This window comes from Cupriavidus sp. HPC(L), assembly GCF_000307735.3.
Lineage (GTDB): Bacteria > Pseudomonadota > Gammaproteobacteria > Burkholderiales > Burkholderiaceae > Cupriavidus.
The window spans coordinates 1-2,400 of sequence record NZ_AMPR02000317.1 but is presented as its reverse complement, the minus strand read 5'-3'; the positions used below and the strand labels follow the sequence as shown (position 1 = coordinate 2,400).

At 70.3% G+C, this 2,400-nt stretch carries 3 protein-coding genes; all 3 read right to left on the bottom strand.

The window, feature by feature from the left end; translation table 11 throughout:
- A partial coding sequence (rsfS, locus tag B551_RS16470) for a ribosome silencing factor (RefSeq protein ID WP_023264576.1) occupies positions 1 to 591 on the bottom strand: 591 nt, incomplete at its 3' end.
- Positions 592 to 690: 99 nt separating this feature from the next.
- Positions 691 to 1,425 carry a nicotinate-nucleotide adenylyltransferase gene (locus B551_RS16465; RefSeq protein WP_023264575.1) on the bottom strand — a complete coding sequence of 245 codons (735 nt, stop codon included), beginning with the start codon at positions 1,423 to 1,425 and terminating at the stop codon, positions 691 to 693.
- A gap of 20 nt (positions 1,426 to 1,445) precedes the next feature.
- On the bottom strand, positions 1,446 to 2,363 hold the full coding sequence (hemF, locus tag B551_RS16460; RefSeq protein ID WP_023264574.1) for an oxygen-dependent coproporphyrinogen oxidase: 918 nt from the start codon (positions 2,361 to 2,363) through the stop codon (positions 1,446 to 1,448).
- Between the last annotated feature and the right edge of the window lie 37 nt (positions 2,364 to 2,400).

Genomic DNA, 2,400 nt, shown 5'->3' with positions numbered 1-2,400 from the left:
CTTGCGCGCCGGCGCGGCGCCGCTGACGCTGGTGGTGCGGGCGCGGGCGACAGGCTTGCGCTGCGTCGCGATCGCGTCCGGATCGGTGTCCTCGTGACCCATCGGCGGCGACGGTTCCTTCATGCCTTCGGGCAGCCGGGCCAGTGCCGGGCGTTCGCCGACCGCGCGGCGCCTGCGGGCGCGCGGCGCGTTGTCTTCCTCGTCCTCGTCGATCGGCTCGCTGGCCTTGATCAGGCCCTTGGCCGCGCTGCCGAGCTTCATCCGCACCGGCTTGTCGCCCCAGATCTCTTCGAGGTTGTAGTACTGGCGCAACTGCGGCTGCAGGATGTGCACCACCGCATCGCCGCAGTCGACCAGCACCCATTCGCCGGTCTCCATGCCTTCCACCGCGACGATGTGGCCGCCGGCTTCCTTGACGGTGTCGCGTACCGAGGCGGCCAGCGCCTTGGTCTGCCGGTTCGAGGTGCCGCTGGCGATCACCACGCGGTCGAACAGTTCGGTCAGGTGCGAGGTGTCGAACACCTTGATGTCCTGTGCCTTGACGTCCTCGAGGCCATCGACGATGGCGCGTTGCAGTTTGCGAATATCCATGGTGCCTTGGTGGTGCCCTTGTATTTGGTCAGCGAGGGATCGGTGGCCGTGGCCGCGTCCCGGGCCAGTGCCAAGGCCGGCCCGGTTCCACGGTCCTGCTCAGTCCTGGCGATAGAGTCCGTGGGTGGCGATGTAGTGTGCCACGCCCGGGGGGAGTTGGTCATCCGCGCGCTGGCCCGCCGCGAGGCGCTGGCGCAGGGCGGTGGAGGAGAGGTCGACGGCTAGCGTCTGGTCGATCCACATCCGGCCGGAGGGCGTGGATTGTATCAGGTGCGCGTCGGCGCGGCGTTGGGCCAGCGCGTCGCGTACCGGGCCGTCGAGCTGGTCCAGCGCGAAGCCGGGCCGGGTCGCCACGCACAGATGGACGTAGTCGAGCAGATCCTGCCAGCCATGCCAGGTGTGCAGGCGCAGCAATTGGTCGGCGCCCATCAGCCAGGCCAGCGAGGCCTCGGCGCCGACCTGCTCGCGCAGCTGGCGCACGGTGTCGATGGTGTAGCTGGGGCCGGCGCGATCGACTTCCATGCGGCTGGCGTGGACCCGCGCCGGCGCGTCGGCCAGCGCCGCGGCGGCCAGCTCGGTCATCGCCAGCCGGTCCGCGGCCGGCGTCACGTCGTTGCCCTTCTGCCACGACTGGCCGGTCGGGATCCACAGCAGCTCGTCCAGCTGCAGATGCTCGATGCACAGCCGGGCCAACGCCAGGTGGCCGACGTGCGGCGGATCGAAGGTGCCGCCGAGGATGCCGAGGCGCCAGGGGCGGCCGTGCGGGGCCGGATCGGGATCGTCGGCCGGGGCCGGCCGGATCGGCGCGCTGGCGGCGGGGCGGGTGGTGTTCATCGGTGAGGTTCGGAGCCGGTTCAGACCCAGTCGCGTGCCGGCAGGAAGTCGGTGTACAGCGCCGCTTCGGCGCTGCCCGGCTCGGGCTGCCAGTCGTAGCGCCAGGCAGCCTGCGGCGGCATCGACATCAGGATCGATTCGGTGCGGCCGCCCGATTGCAGGCCGAACAGCGTGCCGCGGTCGAACACCAGGTTGAATTCGACATAGCGGCCGCGGCGATAGGCCTGGAAGTCGCGTTCGCGCGGGCCATAGGGCGTGTCCTTGCGCGCCTGCAGGATCGGCAGGTAGGCGTCGAGGAAGCCGTCGCCGACCGCGCGCATCATCGCGAAGCTGTCGTCGAAGCCGAGCGCGGAGAAGTCGTCGAAGAACACGCCGCCGACACCGCGCGCCTCGCCGCGATGCTTCAGGAAGAAGTAGTCGTCGCACCAGCGCTTGAAGCGCGGATACAGCTCGGCGCCGAAAGGATCGAGCGCGCGCTTGCAGGTCGCGTGGAAATGCCGGCAGTCGTCGGCATGGCCGTAGTAGGGCGTCAGGTCCATGCCGCCGCCGAACCACCAGACCGGCTCGGCGCCTTCCTTGACCGCCAGGAAGCAGCGCACGTTCATATGGACCGTGGGCACGTAGGGATTGCGCGGATGGAACACCAGCGACACGCCCATCGCCTCGAAGCCGCGGCCGGCCAGTTCGGGCCGGTTGGCGCTGGCCGACGGCGGCAGCGCGTCGCCGCGCACGTGCGAGAACCCGACGCCGGCGCGCTCCATCACCGCGCCGCCTTCGAGGATGCGGGTGCGGCCGCTGCCGCGCAGGCGTTCGGTCGGCGGCTTTTCCCAGGCATCGGTGGCGAACGGCTGCCCGTCGATGGCGGCGACGGCCTCCGTGATGCGGTCTTGCAGATCCAGCAGATAGGCGCGGACCGCCTGGGAATCGATCATCAGCATGGTCAGGATTGTAGCCGCTGCCCCGTCATGGTGCGGC

What these genes read in the sequence shown, in the direction of transcription:
- B551_RS16465 (WP_023264575.1), bottom strand. Translation starts at nt 1,425, where the DNA reads ATGAACACCACCCGCCCCGCCGCCAGCGCGCCGATCCGGCCGGCCCCG.
- hemF (WP_023264574.1), bottom strand. Translation starts at nt 2,363, where the DNA reads ATGCTGATGATCGATTCCCAGGCGGTCCGCGCCTATCTGCTGGATCTG.